The sequence below is a fragment of the Cryobacterium frigoriphilum genome, from assembly GCF_004403305.1.
In the GTDB taxonomy this organism is placed as follows: Bacteria; Actinomycetota; Actinomycetes; order Actinomycetales; family Microbacteriaceae; genus Cryobacterium; species Cryobacterium frigoriphilum.
In genome coordinates, this window is the sequence record NZ_SOHE01000053.1 from 239,044 (window position 1) to 259,369 (window position 20,326).

Below are 20,326 nucleotides of genomic sequence, written 5' to 3' on the forward strand. Positions count from 1 at the left end.
ACGAATGGGGCCCCTTCCCTGTTGCCTGACCATTCCCCGAATGGGTTACAGCCGCGTTCCGAGGCTAGCGGGTATTGAAAGGATCAAATTACCTTTTAATTCGAAATTTCCTTTTCGTTCACCGTAGGCTCGGAGTCAGACCCCACGTCACGGAGGAAAAAGTGCCAGAACAGGCCGCGTCCCAACTGCGAGCAGACCAGACCCGCGTCACCATCGTCGGCGCCGGAATCAGCGGCCTCACCACCGCGTACTACCTGCAGCGGCGGCTCGGCGACGAGGTGCAGATCACGGTTGTCGAGGGTGCCGAGCGGCTGGGCGGCAAGATTTCGACGCGCACCGTGGCGGGGCATCCGCTTGATACCGGTCCCGATGCCCTCATGGTGCGCGCGCCCGTCGCGGCGGCCCTGATCGAGGACCTCGGCCTGGCCGGGCGGGTGGTGGCGCCGAACGGCGGCGGAGCGCGCATCTGGAGTCGGGGCCGCCTGCGATCCCTGCCGGAGGGCACCATGTTCGGAGTTCCCGGCGGGCTGCTGCCGCTCGTGCGCTCTCGGCTGCTCTCGCCGCTCGGCCTGGCCCGCGCCGCCTTCGACCTGGTGCTGCCGCGCAGCCGGAACCGTGCCGTTTCAGGGCAGGCAGACCCCTCGATCGGCGAGCTGGTGCGCCGGCGGATGGGCGCCCAGGTCTTCAACCGGCTCGTCGAGCCGTTGCTGGGCGGTTTCCACGCCGGCCGAGCCGACCTGTTGAGCGCGCAGAGCACGGCCCCCGACATCGCCACCCTCGCCCGCACCCACCGCAGCCTGTACCTCGGCATGCGACGCCGCCCGAAGCGTGCGGCCGGGGTGGCCACCCCCAGCGGCCCCATGCTCGTGACCCTGAACAGCGGGCTCGGTGGCCTGGTCGACGCGCTCGAGGCGCACCTGACGGATGCCACGGTGCGGCGCGGCAGTTCGGTCACCGCGATCACGCCCGCTGTCACGCCCGCAGTCACACGCGCAGCGGGTGTGCGGTCCCACGGCTACCGGGTCGACCTCGATGACGGCAGCGTCATCGGCGCCGACGTGGTCGTGTTGGCGACGCCCGCGTTCGCCTCGGCCACCATCGTGGCCGCCGCCGCCCCGCAGCTCGGCGCGCTGCTCGGCGGCATCGAGTACGCCAATGTCGCCACGGTCGTGCTCGCTTACCCGCGGTCGGCCTTTCCGTCCGACCTCGTCGGCACCGGCTTTCTGGTGCCGCCGGAAGAGGGCCGACTCATCGTCGGCTGCACCTGGTCGAGCCTGAAATGGCCACACCTGGCCGATGACAACGTCGTGCTCGTGCGCTGCATGGTCGGCCGCCACGGCGACAACCGCTGGCTGACGATGAAGGATCCGACCCTGGTGCGCCGCGTGCGCGACGAAGTGCACGACGCGATGGGTCTGGTCGGCAAGCCGCTCGAGCAGTTCGTGCAGCGCTGGGCCCACGGCATGCCGCAGTATCTGGTGGGGCATGAGGCCCGCCTCGACGAGCTGACCGAAGCCCTCACCGAGCTGCCCGGGCTGTTTCTCACCGGCTCCGCCTATCGCGGCGTTGGGCTGGCCAGCTGCATCGCCGACGCCGAACGCACCGCTGACGCGATCGTCGCGGCCCGCTCCACGGCCAGCGCGCCCGAGTGTGCGGGTGGGCTCGCCGTCGGGCGTAACCTGCGCGTGCCCGCCCACCGCGAGGAATAGCGTGAAGGCATGACATCTGCAGCGCGGCCAGACAAACACTCTCCGACCGGGCTCGCCTTCGCGACGCAGATGGTGCACGCCGGCAACACGATCGATTCCGCGACCGGGGCGCTGCGCACCCCGGTCGTCATGGCGAACTCGTATGCGCTGCCCGAGGATCCCTCGAAGGTGAGCTGGTCGGGCGCCCTGCCCGGGCTCTACACCCGCAATACGGGCACCAACCAGCAGGGCCTCGAAGAGAAGCTCGCGGTGCTCGAACACGGCGAGGCCGCCGTCGCCCTCGCGAGCGGTGTCGCGGCGCTGCACGCGGTGTACTTCACGCTGCTGAAGACCGGCGACCACGTCGTCGTCGCGAACGTGACCTACGAGGCGGTGCATCGTCTCTTCACCGAGCTCCTGCCCGAGAAGTACGGCATCACGGCGACCTTCGTCGACGCGAGCGACCTCGACGCGGTGCGTGCCGCCATCCGCCCCGAAACGCGCCTCGTGCACATCGAAACGGTCGCGAATCCGACGACCCTGGTGACGGATGTCGCCGCCATCGCCGCCATCGCCCACGCGGCCGGTGCCCTGCTCTCGATCGATAACACGTTCACGCCGCCACCCCTGTTTCGCCCTCTCGATCACGGCGCCGACCTGGTCGTGCACTCGCTGACCAAGTACATCAACGGGCACGGCGACGCGATGGGCGGCGCCGTGATCGGCAGCGAGGCCCTGATTCGCCGCCTCAAGCTCGACGCCATGGTCGACGTGGGCGGCGTGATCAGCCCCTTCAACGCCTGACTGATCATGCGCGGCTCGGTCACGCTGCCGCTGCGGCTGCGCCAGCACTGCGAGTCGGCCCTGATCGTCGCGACGTTTCTGGAAGCCGACCCCCGGGTCGCATACGTGGCCTACCCGGGCCTGGCGTCACATCCGCAGCACGACCTGGCGGCACGCCAGCTCAACGGCGGCTTCGGCGGCATGATGGCGTTCGCCGTGGCGGGCGACACGGCAACCCAGAACCGTTTCGTCGCGGCCCTGCGGGTCATCACCTCGGCGGTGTCGCTCGGGCACGATGAGACACTGATCGTGCACGTCGACGGGTCAGGGCCGCGCGTCGCCGCCTATCCGGCGGAGTTTCGCGAATACGGACACCTGCGGTTGTCGGTCGGCCTTGAGGAGGCGGACGACCTGGTGCGTGACCTCGCCGCAGCCCTCGACGCGACGTTCCCCGCCTGACCCCGCGCGCCGCTCGGGTCCCGGCGCGATGAACGGGTCGGCTGAGTGGGTGGTCTTGGCTCGGCTCGGCTGGTCTGCACGACGAACCGGCCCGAATGATGCCTGCCGAACCTTGGTGCGGCCAAAAGCTGCACGTGCGCCGGAGACGTGCACCCCGACGTGCGCCCGGAAGCTGCACGTGCGCTCGAAATCTGCATACCCGCATGGTCACGCGCCGAAAAGCTGCACGTGCGTGCCAAACGTGCATCCTGTCCTGCGCCCAGAAGCTGCAGGTGCGCCCGAAAAGTGGACTCCACAGTGTCGCTGCGCCCGAAAACTGCTCGTGCGCCTGGCCTGCCGGGCGCACGAGCAGTTTTCGGGCGCACGAGCCTGACGAGGTGTAAGTATCGAGCGCACATGTTTCGACCAGCTCAACAACCGGGGTTTGCGGCGCGCCACGAGGAGGCCCGACCACGTGCGGGCCGGCCAAGCCCGGCTCAGGCGGCTCAGACCCGGCCCGGGCCGCGCACGGCATCTCTACGTGCGCGCGGCTAGCAGGCGGCCAACTTCAGCAGCGGATGCCGCGACATCCGTCGCTGCGCTCTGGACGACGGCAGGCTACGAAACCGGCGCCCGGTGACGCTTAAGCGGCGACGAGTTCCGAGTCGCGAGCTCCGACCTCGCGGCTCAGTGCGGCCAGCAGCAGCGGCAGCTGCTCGGCCGGAGAATCCGGAGCCTCGGGGTGCCACTGCACTCCGGTGATCGGCGCGGTCGCGTGTTCAACCGCTTCGACCAGGCCATCGGGGGCGAAAGCGGCGGCGACGAGTCCGTTGCCGAGACGGGCGACGCTCTGGTGGTGCGCGCTCTGCACAACGATCTGGGTGCCGCCGAGGCTGCGTGCGAGGCCGCTCGCGACGCTGAGTTCCACGTCGTGGGTGGACAGGATCTCGTCGATCGGCACGCCGACGTTGCGATGGATGCCGTCGTCGATGTGCTGGTCGATCGTGCCACCGAGGGCGACATTGATGATCTGCAGGCCGCGGCAGATGCCGAGCAGCGGGGTGCCGAGTTCGACGGCCCGCCGCACAAGGGCGATCTGGCCCTCGTCGGCGCCCGCGAAGTGGTGGGTTTCGGCCTCGTAGCCGGTGGCACCGCCGTAGAAGCGGGGCGTGATGTCCTCGCCGCCGACGATCACGATGGCATCGGCATCCGTCGTGGCGGCCAGCAAAGCGGCCGGGGTCACGTCGGCGGCGCCGATGCGGACGACCTGCCAGCCGGCGGATGCGGCATCGCTCGCGACCCGGGAGTTCAGCACCTGCACCTTGGCGTGATATTCGGGCCGGTCTGGGCGCCAAGCGGTGACCTCGACGACGGCCAGGCGGGGCTGCGGGCGGTGCTGTTCAGCGAGACCAATGGCCGCCATGTCACGTGCTCCTGTGAGTGTGGTCATGTCAACTCCATTCGGTGTCGCGTACGGGTGTGTATTCATTCTGGGCAGCGGATGCGGCGAGCGCGACCCGGGCCGTAACAGGCGGTCATCTGACCGGCTTCAGCGGCCGGCTCCAGCGGCAGGCTTCAGCACAGTTGCTGTTCAGACCGAGTTCCTAGACTCGGTCAGACGGGCGCTCTATGCTCGGAACACGGGTTTCATCGGGGAGAAAGCAGACCAATGCTGGCACGGTTGTCGATCGGCGCAGGCCTTGTCATGACGGCCGCACTGCTGTTCACCCCCACCGCGGCCCAGGCCGCCGACCCGGTGACTTTCGGTCCGAGCAACATCGTCGACGAGGTCGGCGCACTCGGTGATCGAGAGTCCGAGGTCGCGGCCGCCCTCGACACCCTGTACGACGACACCCAGGTCGACCTCTACATCGCCTTCGTCGACAGCTTCACCGGTGTGAGCGGCCAGACCCGTTGGTCTGACCAGACGGCGATCGACAACGGGCTCGGCACCAACGATGTGTTGCTCGCGGTCGCCGTCGAGGATCGGCAATATCAGGTGTCTGCCGACTCCGCTTTCGCCCTGACGGATGCCCAGCTCGCCGACCTCGAAACCTCCGGCATCGAACCGTTCCTGCGTGACGACGACTGGGCCGGCGCCGCCATCGGCGCGGCCGAGGGCATCTCGGCCAGCCTGAACGGCGACGGGGCGAACGGATCAGCGGCGAACCAGTCAGGCAACGACACGGCAAACGAGAGTTCCGGCACCGGCGCCGGGTGGGTCATCTTTCTCGGCCTCATCGCTCTGATCGTGCTGACGGTCGTGCTGTTCGTGCGCCGCCGCCGCAGAGCGGGTGTCGGCGCCGGGTCCGGCGCGGGTGGCCGGGTTGCCGGCCCTCCGCCGGTTCGCCAGGTCGCCCTCGTGCCCCTCGACGAGCTCAGACAGCAGGCCGGCAGCGCTCTCGTCGCCACCGATGACGCCGTGAAGACGAGCGAGGACGAGCTGGGCTTCGCCGTGGCCTCCTACGGAACGGAGGCGACCGTCGCCTTTCGCGCGGCCCTCGATGAGGCCAACGCCCAGTTGCTGCGCGCCTTCACCCTGCAGCAGAAACTCGACGACGTCGAACCCGATTCCGACGAGCAGCGCCGGGCCTGGTACGTGGAGATCATCGATCTCTGTGAACGCGCCAATGCCGGTCTCGACGCCGAGGCGGAGGACTTCGACGAGCTGCGCCAACTGGAGGCGCGCGCGCCGGAGGCTGCGGCATCCGTCGCTGCCGAGCTGCTGGTGCTCACCGAACGCCTCACTGCCGCCGACGCCACCCTCGCCCGCCTCGGCGCGCAGTACAGCGCCGAGGCGATCGCCCCGGTCGCCGATAACGTCGATCAGGCCCGCGACCGGCTGGGCTTCGCCGCGGCAGAACTCGCCGACGCCCGCAGGGAGCTCGGCCTCGACCCCGCCCCCGCCCCGGTCGGCGATTCCACCCCCGGCACTGCCGTGAACGCCGGAGCCGCGGCCGTCGGTATTCGCGCCGCGGAAGAGGCCGTCGACCAGGCCGGCCTGCTGCTCGCCGCGATCGACCGCCGCGGGACCGAGCTGGCGGCCGCCGCCGCCGCCATCATTCCGGCCCTGCGCGACCTCGAATCCGACCTGGTGACCGCCCGCGGGCTGCCGTTCGGCGGGCCGGGTGCGGCATCCGCTGCCCTCCCCGGTGCGATCGCCGCGAGCGAGGACACCGTGCGCGCGGTCACCGCCGCCCTGAACGAACGGGGCAGCGCCGACCCGATCGACCTCGCCCAGCGGCTCGCAACGGCAAACACGCAGATGGATGCCGCCCTGCAGGACGTGCGCGATGCCGCGGCTCTCGCGCAGCGCGCGCAGGCCGCTCTCGCCCAGACCCTGCTCGTGGCGCGGAGCCAGATCTCCGCGGCCGGCGACTTCATCACCGCCCGGCGCGGCGGCGTGGGCGCGGCCGCTCGCACTCGCCTCGCCGAGGCAAGCAGGCATCTGGGCCTCGCCGAATCGACCGCGCCCTCGGATGCGCCGACGGCACTCGCCTATGCCCAGCGCGCCCACGCCCTCGCTGCCGAATCCCTCGCCCTCGCTCAGGCCGACGTGAATGCCTTCTCGGCCCCTGGGCAGGGCGGGCCGGGCTGGCCGGGCGGAGGCGGCCAGTACGGCGGCCAGCAGGGCGGCTCCGGCTCGATGGGCGCCATGCTCGGCGGACTGTTGATTGGCTCGCTGCTCGGCGGCGGCGGCAATCGCGGCGGAGGCGGCATGTTCGGCGGAGGCGGCGGCTTCGGAGGCGGGGGCGGTCGACGCGGCGGTGGCGGCGGCTTCGGCAGTCCCGGAAGCTTCGGCGGCGGCGGCACCCGATCCCGGCGTGGCGGCGGCGGCCGCTTCTAGCTGCGAACACGCACCCACTCACGCGCCCACCCACTCACGCGCCCACCCACTCACTCACTCCACCAACCCGAACAGTCTCGAAAGGACCCCACATGTCGAAACAGTCCATCTTCGGTCGCATCTCCCAGCTCGCGAAGGCGAACATCAACGCCATCCTCGATTCCGCCGAAGACCCCAAGCTCATGCTCGACCAGATGGTGCGGGATTTCACCACGAGCATCCACGATGCCGAAAGCGCCATCGCCGAGACCATCGGCAACCTGCGCCTGCTCGAAGACGACCACCGTGAAGACGTTGCCGCTGCCGCGTCCTGGGGCGGCAAGGCCCTCGCCGCGAGCCGCAAGGCCGACGAGCTGCGCGGTGCCGGCAACACGGTCGATGCCGACAAGTTCGACAACCTGGCCAAGGTCGCGCTTGGCCGTCAGATGTCCTCCGAGAACGAGGCCCGCGCGGCCGAACCGCAGATCACCGCGCAGACGGCCGTCGTGGAGCAGCTCAAGAGCGGCCTCAACGCCATGAAAGAGAAGCTGGGGCAGCTCGCCAGCAAGCGTGACGAACTCATCGCCCGCTCCAAGACCGCGGCCGCCCAGTCGCAGGTCATGGACGCCGTGAAGAGCATCGACATGATGGACCCCACGAGCGAGGTCAGCCGTTTCGAAGATAAGATCCGCCGCGAAGAGGCCCGTGTGCGCGGTGCGAGCGAGCTTGCCGCCTCGAGCCTCGACGCCCAGTTCGAGAGCCTCGAAGACCTCGGCGAGCTCAGCGAGGTCGATGCCCGGCTGGCCGCCCTCAAGGCCGGCTCCCCGAGCACCCCCGCAATCGACCGCTGACCCGGCCCGGCCCGGCAGCCCCGCGGAACGTCGGCACCACCCGACGTTCCGCGGGCCCAGCTCAGTGCACACCCTGCTGCAACAACGAAGTTGAGGACTCAATGACCATTCCGGGAACAACCACCGTGGCATTCATCGGTGCCGGGCACATCGGCAGCCAGCTCGCCCGCCTCGCCATTGCGCACGGCTATTCGGTTGTGATCAGCAATTCCCGGGGCCCCGAGTCGCTCGCTGACCTCGTCGCCGAGCTCGGACCGCTCGCCCGCGCCGCCACGGTCGTCGAGGCCTCGCTCGCCGGTGACGTCGTGATCGTCACGACGCCGTTATCGGCCGTCGTGACCCTTCCCGCGGATGATCTGGCCGGCAAGATCGTCATCGACACCGACAATTACTATCCGGATCGTGACGGGCACATTCCCGAACTCGACGACGAGACGACGACGGTGTCCGAGCGTCTGCAGGTGTTTCTGCCGGACGCCCACGTCGTGAAGGCGTTCAATCACATCACCGCCTCGGCGTTGTTGACGGATGCCCTGCCCGCCGGTTCCGACAACCGGCGGGCACTCGTCGTGGCCGGCAACGAAGCATCCGCTCGGGGAGTCGTGTCGCGATTGATCGACGATCTCGGGTTCGACGTCGTCGATCTCGGTCCGCTCGCGGAGGGCTGGCGCATTCAGCGCGACACTCCGGGCTACGGGCCCCGCCTCGATGTCTTCGAGCTGCGCGAAGCGGTGTCTACCGCCATCCGCTACCGCGACATGGACTAGCGCAGATAGGCACTAGCGCACAACCCCACCCCCGCAAACGCATCGAAATGCCAGAGGAACCATCACAATTCTGCGCAGACCGGCACTTTCGCACTGCCGGAGAGCATACTGAAGTATGGCTCCCACCTTCGTTGTTGTGCCTCAGTGGCAGGGTTCGGTTTCTCCGCGCGCGATGCGCCTGGTCGACGGGGCGGAGATGATTCGCGGTGATTTGCCCTCGTCGGCCACCGCGGTGGTCGACGTTCCGGTCGAGGCCGGCGACGCGATCGAATCCGGAATCCACCGGCTCTCCACCATCCTGCTCGTGCGCGAGCGACAGGCCGCCGTGCTGCGCGGGGTCAGCGACTGGGCTCTCACGATCGGCGGTGACTGCGGTGTCTCGCTCGCCTCGGTCGAGCACGCGGCCCGGCAGCATCCCAACGATCTCGCGCTGGTCTGGTTCGATGCACGGCCCCGCCTGCACACCGCCGAGTCGTCGCCGTCTGGCGGCTTCGGCGGCATGGTGCTGCGAGCGATCAGCGGAGAAGGCCGCCCCGAGCTGCTGCTCGACGCCGCGAGCACAGTGCCGCTCGACCGCATCATTCTGGCCGGCGCGCGCGACATGGACGACGCCGAAGCCGAGGTCATCGACCGGCACCACGTGCCGGTGCTCTCGGCCAATTCCCTCGAGACCCCCGACGCACTGCTCGCGGCCCTGCGGGAGGTCGGGGCGTCGCGGGTCTACCTGCACATCGGCCTCGACGTGCTCGACCCGGCCGCACTCACCGGGCTCGCCGACCTGGTGCCGTTCGGACTGGAGGTCGAGGCCCTCACCCGCCTGATCACGGCCGTGCGCGGTGAATTCACCCTGGCCGGGGCGACCATCGCCGGCTTCGCCCCGGCCACGATCGACGCGGGCAACGATGACATGTCGAGCATTCTGCGCATCATCGGGGCGGTGACCCGCTGATGGCGATCGCTTCGGCCCCAACTCCGCCGAGGGATGATGCCCCCCGCGTTCTCACCGAACGGCGCGGCCACGTCTTTCTGATCGGATTGAACCGCCCCGACAAGCGCAACGCCGCCGACTTCGCCATGCTGCAGCAACTGGCCCTCGCCTACGGTGAGCTCGAGCGCGACCCCGACCTGCGCGTCGGCCTCGTGCACGCGATCGGTGACCACTTCACCGGCGGACTCGATCTGGCCGACGTGGGGCCCCGGCTCGGCCCGCACGGGCTCGACCTGGTGCCGGAGGGTGGCCTCAACCCCTGGCAGGTCGACGGCCGCGGCCTGTCGAAACCGGTCGTCATCGCCGTGCAGGGCATCTGCCTCACCCTCGGAATCGAGCTCATGCTCGCGAGCGACGTGGTCGTCGCCGCGGCCGGAACGACGTTCGGGCAGATCGAGGTTCAGCGGGGCATTCTGCCGTTTGGGGGCGCCACCATCCGCTTTCCTCGCGCCGTCGGCTGGGGTAACGCCATGCGGTACATGCTCACCGGCGACCGTTTCGACGCGGCAGAAGCGTACCGCCTCGGTCTCGTGCAGCAGATCGTGCCCGACGGCACCCAGCTCGGCCGTGCCCTCGACCTCGCGGAACGCATCGCCGCCCAGGCGCCGCTCGCGGTGCAGGCCACGCTCGCCAACGCCCGCACCGCCGTGCGCGAGGGGGATGCGGCCGCCGAGGCCCGCCTGCAGCCCGAGCTCGCCCGGCTCGCGAGCTCGACGGATGCCCGCATCGGCATGGAAGCCTTCGTCACCCGCACGCCCGCGAGCTTCGTCGGCAAGTAGGCGGCCAGGCTGGCAGGCGGTCAGGCGCTGCCCGGATGCTCTGGCCGGGTTCGGATGCGCGGGATAGGCTACTCGAACCCTTCGTTCTGCGCCCGCAGGCCGCGACCCGTTTGGAGACTCAATGGCGACCCCCACAACAGCCGACACCTACGACGTCATCGTGCTCGGGGCGGGGGCGGTCGGTGAAAACGTGGCCGACCGAACAGCTCAGGGTGGCCTGCGCACCGTGATCGTGGAGAGCGCCCTCGTCGGCGGCGAATGCTCCTACTGGGCGTGCATGCCGTCGAAGGCGTTACTGCGCAGCGGTGCCGCCCTCGCCGCCGCCCGTCGGGTACCGGGGGCGGCCGAGGCCGTCACCGGAGCCCTCGACCCGCGCGCGACGCTGCGCCGCCGCGACACGATCGTGCACGACTACTCCGACGCCGGCCAGGTCGAGTGGCTGGGTTCCGCCGGCATCGACCTCGTGCGCGGGCGCGGCCGGCTGACCGCCGAGCGACAGGTCACCGTGACCGCCGCGGACGGCTCCGTACGGGTACTGACCGCGACGCACGCCGTGGTCGTCAGCACCGGATCGGCCGCCCTGCTGCCCGACGTTCCGGGGCTCGCCGACGTCACCCCGTGGACCAGCCACGAAGCCACCTCGGCGACACAGATACCGACGAGCCTCGCGATCATCGGCGGCGGTGTCGTTGCGGCCGAAATGGCTACCGCTTACACGGCCCTCGGCTCGCAGGTCACCCTCATCGCCCGCAGCGGGCTGCTCGGCGGTCAGGAGCCCTTCGCCGGTGATCTCGTCGCGGCCGCGCTGCGCGCCGGAGGGGCGACCCTGCTGCTCGCCGACTCCCCTGCCGCGGCTCGACGCACCGACTCCGGCGACGTTGAGCTCACGCTGGCCAGCGGCGCAATCGTGACGGCGAATGAGGTGCTCGTGGCTACCGGTCGGGTGCCGAACACGCAGAACCTGGGGCTGTCCACCGTCGGGCTCGTCGACGGCGACTGGCTCACGGTCGACGACACCCTGCGTGTGGTCGGTGAGTCCCCCGCATCCGTCGCGGCGCTCGCGAGCGGATGGCTGTACGCGGCCGGCGACGTCAATCACCGGGCCCTGCTCACCCATCAGGGCAAGTACCAGGCCCGCGCCGTGGGTGATGTGATCATTGCCCGCGCCACGGGCAGCGCCGTCGACGACCGGCCGTGGGGCACTCACGTCGCCACCGCCGATCACAGTGCCGTTCCGCAGGTGACGTTCACCGATCCGGAGGTCGCCTCCGTCGGTCTGACCGCGGCCGACGCCGTCAGGTCCGGATTTCGGGTGCGAATCCTTGACTACGACCTCAGCTGGCTCGGCGGCGCCACGGCACTCGCCGACGACTACGTGGGTCGAGCTAGAGCGATCGTCGATCTCGACCGCGAAGTGCTGATCGGCGTGACGTTTGTCGGCCAGGACGTCGCTGAGCTGCTGCACTCGGCGACGATTGCGGTCGTCGCCGAGGTGCCGATCGCGCGGCTGTGGCATGCGGTACCGAGCTTTCCGACGCTCAGCGAGGTGTGGCTGCGCCTGCTGGAGGAGTACGGCAGGCCCGACAGCGTGCCACAGGCCTAATCGTCGTCACCGCCGCCGTCGTCATCGCTGCCGTCGCTGTCGTCGCTGTCATCGCTGTCATCGCTGTCGCCGCTGTCGTCACTGCCACTGTCGTCGCTGCCACCATCGCTTCCGCCGCTTCCGCTTCCGCCGCTTCCGCTGCCGCTGCTGCTGCTGCCGCTGCTGCTTCCGCCTCCGGTGTCGACGGGTGCGGACGGGGCGACGGGGGTGACGCCGGTGGACGGGACCGCCGACTCGACGGGCACAGCCGGTGCAGCCGGATCGGTCGTCGCGACCGGATTGATCGTGGCGTCTGCTTCACCGGTTTCGACGCTCGTGCCGGTGCCGGTGCCGGTGCCGTCGTCGACGGTGCGCGACACCTCGGCAGGGGCACCCGCCTCCGCAAAGGCGCTGGCCACGGTGACCGCGCCGAATGCAATCGCCGCCACACTCGCCACAACCGACAGGGATGTCGTCAGGGTGCGTCGCTTCATCGTTATTCCTCCGTTTGGGGTGTGCCACTCGGGCCACCCGAACTCGTTGTTGTCTCCAGACTCGCGGCCCACCGTGAGAGCAGGACCAGCCCCCGATGAGAGAGTCCTCATCTGGCAGGCGGGCGCCTCAGCGGCAGAGTTGATGCCGCAGCTCGCTCTGCAGCCGGCCGGCCAGCGCCGCCCAGCGCGGACGGTAGGCATAGACGCAGGTGATGCGAAATCGTGCGGCCATTTCATAGGCGTGCAGGCGTTCCGGGTTCACGCCGAGGCGCGCGGCCGTGTGCCGCACGGCGGCCTCGGCGGTGCCGGCTGTCGCCGCGCTCCACAGCCCCTGACGCTGACGCAGAAGCACGTGTGCCGCCATGTTTCCGAGGTCGAGCGCCGCCTCACCGCGGGTGGCCGTGTCGAGGTCGAGCAGGCTGAGCCCGTCGCGCGGATGCCAGAGCAACTGTTTGTCGTGCAGGTCGCGGTGGGTGCTCACGAGGGGGTCTGCCGCGGTGTCGGTCAGCAGGGCGCTGACCCGCTCGGCGGTCTCCGTGAGCTGCGTGGCCGCGGCCCCCGGCCCCAGCAGCCGTTGGGCATGACCGGTCCAGGTCTGCACGACGTCGACCTCTGCCTCGGCCGAGTGAAAACGGCTCGGGTTGTTCCGGGCAGCGGATGCGTTCACGGATGCAGCAGCGGGCGCAGCGCCGATCACGGCCGTCCAGGCGGTGGCCCACTCGGCCCACAGCCCGGCCCACGCGGGGGGCGCGAGCGACCGGTCGGCGCCCAGGTCGTGCACCGTGCGACCCCGCAGCGCCGCAAAGTGCACCGATCCCCCGGTGTCGGCCAGCACGGCCGGAACACGGAATGCCCGGGCGAACTCGTCGGCCCGGCCCGCGGCATCCAGAACGCTCTCGGCCCGGCCGGGCCTGACCACCTTGATGAATCGGGACCCGTCGTTCGTGCGCACCACGGCCCGGCGACCTGGGCGGTGCACCACGACGGTTCCGGTGGCCGCATAGCCGGCCAGTTCCGGCAGTCGGGCATCTGAGCCGACCGGCGCGAGAGTCACGCCGTCGGCGTCGGTCAGTCGACCGCCACGCACGTGGGGCGACTGCGGCGATGCCGCCTCGAAGGTCACACTGCCGTCGGCACTCGGCCAGGCGCGCGTGAGGGTCCAGGTGAGCCCCTGCCGATCGGTGACCTGCTCGGGAATCATCGGGCCGGCGCCGCTCTCGGCAGCAGCCCCGGCGGCCGGGCTCAGCACTGGGCAGCCTCGCTTTCGGCGCATTCCAGGGCCTGCCACGTCTGCCGGGCCCAGTGCGGGGACAGCGTGCGAAAGGGATCGACCGAACGCTGCAGAAAGGCCGTCGCGGTGAAGCGGTGCAGCTCACGTTCGTCTGCGGTTCCGCCGGCTGCGGCGTAGCCGTCGAGCAGGGCGTGGCCGAGCTCGGGTCGGCCCAGCAGCTCGGCGCTGGCCAGAAAGCAGCCCAGGTCGCGCTCGGGGCTGTCGAGCGTCGACCGGTCGAAGTCGATCAGTCGAATTTCGCCGCCGCCCACGAGCACCTGGTCGGGTGAAAAATCGCCGTGCACGATGGTGAGGCGCCGTTTTCGCTGAGTCGCAGCGTGTCGCAGCCGGGCGACGACCGCCGCGGCCCGATCCCGCGCTGCGGGCAGGATCGACCCGATCGATCGGACTGCGGCCCTGTCCTCGGCGCCATCCTCGGCGCTGTCCTCGGCGCCGTCGGTGGCGCTCGGCAGCCGGGCGGCGCCGAGATTCACCTCGTGCAGCCGTGCCAGATCGCGCCCCGCGCGGCCGGCGGCATCAAGCAGGGGGATCGTTGCGAGGTCGCCGTCGCCCCACCAGGGCAGGGTTTCCACCCCGCCCAGACCGCCCAGACCGCCCAGACCGCCCAGACCGTTCAGACCGCCCAGCGCCATGGGGCGCAGCACCGGTATGCCGGCGAGTTCGAGGCTATCGTAGGCCCGACGGCGCCCCACCGAGTCGGGGTCGACGCCCGGCCGGGAACGGCTCGTCGCCTGCACCTTCAGAACGACCGCTTCACCCGCCAGCACGCTGCGCAAGACCACTCGTCGGTGGGGGTTGTGTCGCAACACGCTCGCCTGAGCGAACAGCTCTGGTGCACACTCGCGAATGCGGGCGAGCGGGGTGCAGAGCAGGCGGTCGGCGGCGGTCTCCCCCGTTACCACGCCGGTCAGGCCCCGCACCATATGGGCGTCGAAGCCGGCCCGCCCCGCCCTGGAGAGCGTCTTCGCGACCTTGGCGGGGTCGCTGTAGGCGGCGATCCACCGCGTGTGGGTAGCGCCCGTCGCCGACTCGGTCGTCAACGCGGCGACGATACTGGATCCGGGCTTGTAGCGGATGCGGGTCACCCGGGATTCGTACCCGAGCGCCTCGAGGCGGCGGGCCGGGTCGAGTACCGTCGTCAGCGCGGTCACCGCGGGGTCACGAGCCGCGAGGTCGGCGAGTTCTGTCTCGCTCATGAGAGCTCCTCCGTTGCGCTCTGACGCAGCATCCAGCCTGCCAGCCGACTGTCGGGCTGCCGCATCAGCTGCGACGGTGGTCCGTCTTCGACGATGCGACCGTCCTCGAGCCACAACACCCGGTCGGCCCGCAGCACCGAGTGGGAGTCGTGGGTGATGGTGATCGTGGTGCGGTTGGCGGTGAGCAGTTCGAGTGACTGCTCGACGAGCGCCCGCCCGGCCGGGTCGAGGCCGGTGGTTGCCTCGTCGAGAATGATGATCGGGGCATCCCTCAGCATGGCGCGGGCTATCGCTATCCGTTGCCGCTGGCCACCCGAGAGGGTGTTGCCGCGCGTGCCGAGCACGGTGTCATACCCGCCCGGCAGGGCCGCGATGAAGTCGTGCGCGTTGGCGCCGCGGGCAGCATCCTCTACCTCAGCCTCGGTGGCATCGAGCCGACCGTAGCGAATGTTCTCGCGCACCGAGGTGGCGAACAACACCGACTCCTGCAGCAGCACGGAAACCTGCGAGCGCACGCTCGCCATGGTGACGTCGCGCACATCCACACCATCGATGCGCACCTGACCGCCATGGGGGTCGACCATGCGCACGATCAGGCCGGCGAGGGTCGATTTGCCCGCGCCAGACGGCCCCAGCAGGCACACATTCTGCCCGGCCGCGATGGTCAGGTCGAGGCCTTCGAACAGCGGACGGCCGTGATCGTCGGCCAGCGAGACGGCATTCAGGGTGATCCGCCCCTCGACGGCGGCGAGCGGCGGGGCGCCGTTTCGATCGAGAACGTCGACCTGCTCGTCGAGCAGATCGGCGACGCGCTCACCGGACGCGGCGGCGCGGGCGATGCGGCCGGTGTATTTGGCGAGGTCGCGCAGGGGCTTCATGGCGATCTTGAGGTACATCAGAAAGATCACCAGGTCACCGGTGGTCATCTGGCCGTCGAGCACCCGCCAGCCCCCGCCGGCGAGCACGATCGCGGTGGCGAAGCCGACGATGACATCGGTGCGGCGTTCGAGGCCGGCCGCGAGCCGCCGCGCCTCCACACCCTCGGTCAGGGCGGTCTGGTTTCCGGCGATGAACGCGCCGGACAGCACGCGTTCCAGCCCGTAGGCCTGCACGACGCGCATGGCGCCGAGGGACTCTGACGCGGTGGTAGCCAGCGCCCCCTCACCCTTGCGGGTCTTGCGCGACGCGATGGTGATCGCCTTGGCGCTCGGCCGCGACACCAGCAGGTAGGTGAGCGCGGCGAGCACCACCACGGCCGTGAGCAGCGGATCCAGCCAGGTCATCACCCCGGTCAGCACGACGAGCGTGATGACGTTGCCGACCAGCGGCAGGCCCGCGGTGACGGCGACGTCCTGCAGCCGGCCAATGTCGCCGACGAGTCGTTGCACGGTATCGCCGGCCGAGGAGACCGAGTGGTATCGCAGTGAGAGTGCCTGCACGTGGTCGAACACGCGCGCCCGCAGGTCGGTGGCGACGCGGGAGCCGACGAGCGCGAAGGCGATGGTGGACAGATAGCTCGTGACGGCGCGCAGGGCGACCAGCCCGACCAGGATCAGGCCGCAGGCGACGAGGAGTTCGACCGTCGCTTCGGGGGTTCCGGATGCCGCTCCCCGCGTGGCGCCAAGGCTCGCGGTGACCGCGTCAACGACGAACTTCACCGGCCAGGGCTCGAGAACGCGCAGCACGACCTCGGCGAGCAGAGCGGCCAGGCCGCCCGCGATGAGCACCCGATGGCGACCGAGGTGGGGCCGCACGGTGTGCAGGGTGCGGCGCAGCGCGCTGGCCGTCCTGGCGGGTTTCGATGCGGCTTTCACAGGATCACTTTCTCGAGCGGTGCGACGGGCCCGACCAGCGGCGCGAGCGCGCGGGCCAGCACGGCCGTCCAATCGTGGTGGGTCACCGCACTGGTTCGGCCGGCCTCGCCGAGTCGGCGGCGCCGATCGGGGTCGGCCTGCAGCTCGAGCAGTGCCTCGCTGAGCGCACGCTCGTCGCCGGGGGCGACCAGCAGCCCGGTGCTGTCGTGATCGATGATGGCGGGAATCTGACCGATCGCCGAGGCGACGACGGGAAGGCCGGCGGCCAGGTATTCGTAGACCTTGAGCGGCGAGAAGTACTGGTCCGCTGTTTCGGCCAGGGGATACGGCGCCACGGCGACGTCGAAGCCGCGCAGCAGGTGCGGGATCCGCTCGGGAGCGACGGCACCCGTGAACTCGATGTCGAGGGTGTCGGACCCGGTCAGCAGGTCTGCGGCGAGCGCACGCAAGGCGTCGTGCTCGGGCCCGGCCCCGGCAATGACCAGTCGCCACCGCTGCGGTTCCCCGTGCCGGGCGCGACTGGCCGTAGCGGCGGCGGCAGCAGCGCGCAGCAGCACGTCGACTCCATGCCAGGGCTTGAGGGTTCCCACGAACCCCACGGTGAACACGCGCGAGGGCGTGCCGGGGCGCGCGGGCACGGCCGGAGTGATTCTGCTGGTGTTCACACCGTTGGGCACGACGACGGTTCGAGTGATCGCCGTGCCACCGCTCAGGTCGGTGACCCAGGTCGCGACGGCCTGCGAGACGCAGGCGACGACATCCGCTGCAGCGATGATCTGCCGGGTGGCCGTCACGGCACCGATCTCGTCGGCCAGCACGCGGTGGGTGCGCTGTTCTTCGATGAGCGGCGCATTGACCTCGAGCACGACGGGCACTGCGAGGCGCGCCTTCACGAGGCCGGCCGCGGCGCTGAACAGCGAGTAGCGCTCGTAGGCGAGGTCGCAGCCGTCGGCGATCACGGCGGCGGCGAGCAATTGGGCGGTCGAGGCGATCGCGATCTCCCGGCCCGCAGCGTCGGGCGCACGCACGGCGATCTCGACGACGCTCAGGTCGGCAAGATCGGCGGGCACGACCTCGCCACGCCGGGAGCAGTAGACCGTGACATCGTCGCCGCGACGCCGGAACGCACGCACGATCTCCTGGATGTGAACCGAGGCGCCCTTCGTTCCGAAGACCGGGATGCCGGGGTCGGCGCAGATGTAGGCGATTCTCATGAGGCCACCATCCCGGCCACGGCGCGGGACGTTACGGATGCGGCGGCGGTTTCGGCACGGCTGCCGAGGGCACGCAGGCTTCGAGCCTGACGCACCGAGTCAAATTGCTCTTCCACCAGGTGCCGGGCACGACGGGTCATGCCCGCGACATCGAACTGCGGCTCGGTCAGGGCCAGCAGCGCCCGCACCAGGTCGTCGACGCTGCCGCTGCGGCACAGCACTCCGGTGTCACCGTCGCGCACGACCTCGGGGATTCCGGTGACATCGGACGCGACGCAGGGCACGCCGAGCGCCATCGCCTCGAGAATCACGGTCGGCAGGCCGTCGGCATTGCCGTCGGCGCCAACCACACAGGGGGCCACAAAAACGTCCGCGGCGGCGAGCACGGCGCGAACCTCGTTTTGCGGCAGGGAGCCGAGCAACCGCACCTCGGCCTGCAGGTTCAGGCGGGTGATCCGGGCAGTCAGATCGGCGCGCAGCTCGCCGTCACCGACGAGGGACACGGTGAGGGCGATCCCGCTGTCACGCAGCCGGGCTGCGGCCTCGATGAGCAGGGCGAAACCCTTCTTCTCGACCAGGCGTCCCACCGCGACGATGCGCAGCGGCGGGGTGCCGCCGGCGACGCCTGCCGCGGCAGAAACCACAGCCGCGGAGCGGAACGGAAAGCGATCGAGCTCGAGGCCGTTGTAGACACGGTGCAGACGCTGAACCGCGCCGGGGTGCAGCCGCGTCAGATAGTCGAAATTGAAGTCGCTCACCGTGATGGTGTGGTGCGCATCGGTGAGTTTAAGGGCGATGTCCGCCGGGTCGACTCCCTCATGAAAGAGGTCCTTGGCGTGGGCCGTGAATGAATACGGGATGCCGGTCAGCAGCGAGGAAAGCCGGGCGACCGTCGTCGCCATCGAGGCGAAGTGCGCGTGCAGGTGCGTCACGCCGGCATCGAGTGCGGCGCGGGCGAGGATCACCGACTGCACGGCATCGTCAACGTCAGCGGCGAGCAGCTCCGGCAGGGCTCGGGTCAGTCCGTCCGCGAGGGCAGGCTGCTGCTCGACCGCGTCGCGGAGCGCCGACCACAGCGCCGACGGCTTTGCCGGCCGATCGATGTACAGCACGGGCGCGGCGACGCGGGCCAGTTCGGGATGAAAGCGGGGGTCGACGGGAGGGCGCAGGGAGAAGATCGCGAAGCGCTCCCCCTCGGCCTCCCGGGCGAGAATCTCGGACACGATGAAGGTCTCGGAGAACCGGGGATACATCTTGAGCACGTAACCGGTCAGCCCGGTCGGTGTCGTCAGCTCGGGCCCGCTCGGCATCGATTCAGACAGCATGACGCACCTCGCTCTGCACGGAGGCGGCCGCGCTGGCGCGCAGCAGGTCGGCGGCGAGCTGCCCCACCCGGCGCAGCCCGTCGAGGTCGACGCCGGTGCGGTGCACCGTGCGCCCCACATTCGCCTGGAACCAGTCGCCGAGCAGCTCCGGGGTGACCGAACTCGGCAGGGCGGAGTCGATCAGCCCGTGGGCGGCCAGGGCTCGGGCCCGGATCGCCTGCTCCTGCCTGCGGTGCACGCGCGGCACGATCAGGGCGGGAACCGTGGTGCTCATCACCTCGTTCACCGTGTTGTAACCGCCCATGCACACGACGGCGGATGCCTGCCGGGCCAGTGCGAGGGCATCCGGTACCGAGCGCACCACCGTCGTGGCAGGGCCGGCGAGGGCTCGAATCTCGGATCGGTGAGCCCGGGGCATCTGGGGTCCCGTGACGATCGTGTGCTGATATCCGGCGGGGACCGCGGCGTGCACCGCGGCCGTTGCGAGCTCGCGCCCGTCTGACCCTCCGCCGAGCATTGTCAGCACGAAGGGCTCGGCACCGTGGCTGCTGCGTCCGGGCGGGCGACCGTTGGCCAGGTAGCCGGTGTGCACCACGAGGTCGGCGAGTGCCGCGGGAATCTCGCCGGTCGCGAGGGCGTTGTGAATCAGGGGGTCACCGTAGACCCAGATGGCGTCGAAGAGTTCCCGCACCGCGCGCGGCCCCCCGAGCGCCTTCCACTCGGACAGCGCCACCGAGCGGCGGTCCAGCACCTCGCGCAGGCCGAGCACGATGGCACACTGCGGCCGCGTCGCCCGGAGTGCGGCCAGCGCACCCTCCAGCTCGCGCTGCACGCCGAGCGCATGCCGATCGACGATGACCAGGTCGGGAGCGAAGTCCCGCAGGGCAACGCGCACGATGTTGCCGCGCATCGTGGTCAGTGCCGGCATCGCCAGGTGCAGATGCCTGGATTCGTAGCCCTGCTCCCCCCTGGTCAGAGCGGGCACGACCAACCAGTCCCAGCCATCGGGCAGCGGAAAGGTCGTGGCATCCGACGCGCCGGTGATCAACAGGCCGCTGACCGCTTCACCCGTCAGTGCGGGCAGGCTGGCGCTGAGGGCGTGCGCGAGAGCGAGATTGCGCCGTACGTGGCCGAGGCCAATGGAATCGTGGGAGTAGAGGGCAATTCGAGTCACGATCGGGCGCTTTCTCATCGAGTTATCACGGAATGTCTGCCGTGCGCCCCGTGCGGGGCGTAATGACAACTCTCGAGGCGGCCCATGAGACGCCTGTGAGACGCTCATGAGGCGTT

At 70.2% G+C, this 20,326-nt stretch carries 15 protein-coding genes and 1 pseudogene; 8 read left to right on the forward strand and 8 right to left on the reverse strand.

The genetic code is table 11. The annotated features are described in order from the left end of the window. Positions 1 to 161 precede the first annotated feature (161 nt). Positions 162 to 1,709 (forward strand): protoporphyrinogen oxidase, encoded by a 1,548-nt coding sequence (gene hemG, locus E3T55_RS12915; protein WP_166791783.1) that lies wholly within the window; start codon positions 162 to 164, stop codon positions 1,707 to 1,709. Positions 1,710 to 1,778: 69 nt separating this feature from the next. After that, a pseudogene (locus E3T55_RS12920) lies at positions 1,779 to 2,930 on the forward strand (trans-sulfuration enzyme family protein). 622 nt (positions 2,931 to 3,552) lie between these two features. Here the strand turns inward: E3T55_RS12920 and E3T55_RS12925 are convergent. Beyond that, positions 3,553 to 4,359, reverse strand: coding sequence for a gamma-glutamyl-gamma-aminobutyrate hydrolase family protein (locus E3T55_RS12925; protein ID WP_241993043.1), 807 nt, complete (start codon positions 4,357 to 4,359; stop codon positions 3,553 to 3,555). Between the two features lie 255 nt (positions 4,360 to 4,614). Between E3T55_RS12925 and E3T55_RS21035 the strand changes: the two genes are divergently transcribed. From E3T55_RS21035 to E3T55_RS12955, 6 genes are all read left to right on the forward strand, one after another. Continuing rightward, positions 4,615 to 6,756: a TPM domain-containing protein gene (locus E3T55_RS21035; RefSeq protein ID WP_277613503.1), complete on the forward strand. Its 2,142-nt coding sequence runs from the start codon at positions 4,615 to 4,617 to the stop codon at positions 6,754 to 6,756. Between the two features lie 92 nt (positions 6,757 to 6,848). Beyond that, the gene (locus E3T55_RS12935; RefSeq protein WP_134519963.1) at positions 6,849 to 7,586 is read left to right on the forward strand and encodes a PspA/IM30 family protein; all 738 of its coding nucleotides are present in this window, start codon (positions 6,849 to 6,851) and stop codon (positions 7,584 to 7,586) included. 101 nt (positions 7,587 to 7,687) lie between these two features. Continuing rightward, a complete protein-coding gene (locus tag E3T55_RS12940; RefSeq protein WP_134519964.1) occupies positions 7,688 to 8,353 on the forward strand; it encodes an NADPH-dependent F420 reductase in 666 nt (221 codons plus the stop codon). Positions 8,354 to 8,468: 115 nt separating this feature from the next. After that, positions 8,469 to 9,302, forward strand: a complete 834-nt coding sequence (locus tag E3T55_RS12945; protein ID WP_134519965.1) for an arginase family protein — start codon at positions 8,469 to 8,471, stop codon at positions 9,300 to 9,302. Beyond that, entirely contained in the window at positions 9,302 to 10,120 is an 819-nt protein-coding gene (locus tag E3T55_RS12950) for a crotonase/enoyl-CoA hydratase family protein (protein WP_134519966.1), read from the forward strand. The genes E3T55_RS12945 and E3T55_RS12950 overlap by 1 nt, the downstream gene beginning before the upstream one ends. 121 nt (positions 10,121 to 10,241) lie before the next feature. Further along, positions 10,242 to 11,723 (forward strand): dihydrolipoyl dehydrogenase family protein, encoded by a 1,482-nt coding sequence (locus E3T55_RS12955; protein WP_134519967.1) that lies wholly within the window; start codon positions 10,242 to 10,244, stop codon positions 11,721 to 11,723. Here E3T55_RS12955 and E3T55_RS12960 read toward each other — a convergent pair. From E3T55_RS12960 to E3T55_RS12990, 7 genes are all read right to left on the reverse strand, one after another. Then, positions 11,720 to 12,196 (reverse strand): hypothetical protein, encoded by a 477-nt coding sequence (locus E3T55_RS12960; protein WP_134519968.1) that lies wholly within the window; start codon positions 12,194 to 12,196, stop codon positions 11,720 to 11,722. The genes E3T55_RS12955 and E3T55_RS12960 overlap by 4 nt on opposite strands. A 127-nt stretch (positions 12,197 to 12,323) precedes the next feature. After that, a complete protein-coding gene (locus tag E3T55_RS12965) occupies positions 12,324 to 13,445 on the reverse strand; it encodes a phosphotransferase (protein WP_134519969.1) in 1,122 nt (373 codons plus the stop codon). Next, positions 13,439 to 14,683: an aminoglycoside phosphotransferase family protein gene (locus E3T55_RS12970; protein ID WP_134519970.1), complete on the reverse strand. Its 1,245-nt coding sequence runs from the start codon at positions 14,681 to 14,683 to the stop codon at positions 13,439 to 13,441. Before E3T55_RS12970 ends, E3T55_RS12965 begins: the two co-directional genes overlap by 7 nt. Then, positions 14,680 to 16,497 (reverse strand): ABC transporter ATP-binding protein, encoded by a 1,818-nt coding sequence (locus tag E3T55_RS12975; protein ID WP_134519971.1) that lies wholly within the window; start codon positions 16,495 to 16,497, stop codon positions 14,680 to 14,682. Before E3T55_RS12975 ends, E3T55_RS12970 begins: the two co-directional genes overlap by 4 nt. Next, positions 16,494 to 17,711: a glycosyltransferase family 4 protein gene (locus E3T55_RS12980; protein WP_134519972.1), complete on the reverse strand. Its 1,218-nt coding sequence runs from the start codon at positions 17,709 to 17,711 to the stop codon at positions 16,494 to 16,496. Before E3T55_RS12980 ends, E3T55_RS12975 begins: the two co-directional genes overlap by 4 nt. Continuing rightward, entirely contained in the window at positions 17,708 to 19,036 is a 1,329-nt protein-coding gene (locus E3T55_RS12985; RefSeq protein WP_134519973.1) for a glycosyltransferase family 4 protein, read from the reverse strand. The genes E3T55_RS12980 and E3T55_RS12985 overlap by 4 nt, the downstream gene beginning before the upstream one ends. Beyond that, the gene (locus E3T55_RS12990; protein ID WP_241993044.1) at positions 19,026 to 20,210 is read right to left on the reverse strand and encodes a glycosyltransferase family protein; all 1,185 of its coding nucleotides are present in this window, start codon (positions 20,208 to 20,210) and stop codon (positions 19,026 to 19,028) included. Before E3T55_RS12990 ends, E3T55_RS12985 begins: the two co-directional genes overlap by 11 nt. Positions 20,211 to 20,326: the final 116 nt, after the last annotated feature.

Coding starts and splice junctions, on each gene's coding strand:
- E3T55_RS12940 (WP_134519964.1), top strand. CDS start 7,688: ATGACCATTCCGGGAACAACCACCGTGGCATTCATCGGTGCCGGGCAC.
- E3T55_RS12985 (WP_134519973.1), bottom strand. CDS start 19,036: ATGCTGTCTGAATCGATGCCGAGCGGGCCCGAGCTGACGACACCGACC.
- E3T55_RS12950 (WP_134519966.1), top strand. CDS start 9,302: ATGGCGATCGCTTCGGCCCCAACTCCGCCGAGGGATGATGCCCCCCGC.
- E3T55_RS12970 (WP_134519970.1), bottom strand. CDS start 14,683: ATGAGCGAGACAGAACTCGCCGACCTCGCGGCTCGTGACCCCGCGGTG.
- E3T55_RS12925 (WP_241993043.1), bottom strand. CDS start 4,359: ATGACCACACTCACAGGAGCACGTGACATGGCGGCCATTGGTCTCGCT.
- E3T55_RS12960 (WP_134519968.1), bottom strand. CDS start 12,196: ATGAAGCGACGCACCCTGACGACATCCCTGTCGGTTGTGGCGAGTGTG.
- E3T55_RS12945 (WP_134519965.1), top strand. CDS start 8,469: ATGGCTCCCACCTTCGTTGTTGTGCCTCAGTGGCAGGGTTCGGTTTCT.
- E3T55_RS12955 (WP_134519967.1), top strand. CDS start 10,242: ATGGCGACCCCCACAACAGCCGACACCTACGACGTCATCGTGCTCGGG.
- E3T55_RS21035 (WP_277613503.1), top strand. CDS start 4,615: ATGACGGCCGCACTGCTGTTCACCCCCACCGCGGCCCAGGCCGCCGAC.
- E3T55_RS12980 (WP_134519972.1), bottom strand. CDS start 17,711: ATGAGAATCGCCTACATCTGCGCCGACCCCGGCATCCCGGTCTTCGGA.
- E3T55_RS12935 (WP_134519963.1), top strand. CDS start 6,849: ATGTCGAAACAGTCCATCTTCGGTCGCATCTCCCAGCTCGCGAAGGCG.